The sequence below is a fragment of the Lonepinella sp. BR2271 genome, assembly GCF_051851515.1.
Taxonomy (GTDB): Bacteria; Pseudomonadota; Gammaproteobacteria; order Enterobacterales; family Pasteurellaceae; genus Lonepinella.
In genome coordinates, this window is record NZ_JBPDVF010000032.1 from 1 (window position 1) to 540 (window position 540).

At 50.2% G+C, this 540-nt stretch carries 1 rRNA gene; it reads left to right on the plus strand.

The features are described from left to right. Positions 1-540, plus strand: a 23S ribosomal RNA gene (locus ACTG7X_RS11065); the annotation flags it as partial.

Consider the following 540-nt stretch of genomic DNA (forward strand, 5'->3'; position numbering starts at 1 on the left):
TTGGGTAGGGGAGCGTTGTGTAAGCGGAAGAAGGTGAATCGAGAGGTTTGCTGGACGTATCACAAGTGCGAATGCTGACATAAGTAACGATAAAACGAGTGAAAAACTCGTTCGCCGGAAGACCAAGGGTTCCTGTCCAACGTTAATCGGGGCAGGGTGAGTCGGCCCCTAAGGCGAGGCTGAAAAGCGTAGTCGATGGGAAACGGGTTAATATTCCCGTACTTGGTAAAGCTGCGATGTGGGGACGGAGTAGGTTAGGCAAGCAGCCTGTTGGATGGCTGTTTAAGCGTGTAGGTGGAAGAGTTAGGCAAATCCGGCTCTTCTTAACACTAAGGCGTGATGACGATTTCCCAAGGGAAAGAAGTTGTTGATACCACACTTCCAGGAAAAGCCACTAAGCTTCAGGCTTTACTAAACCGTACTGAAAACCGACACAGGTGGTCAGGTAGAGAATACTCAGGCGCTTGAGAGAACTCGGGTGAAGGAACTAGGCAAAATAGCACCGTAACTTCGGGAGAAGGTGCGCCGGCGTAGATTGTA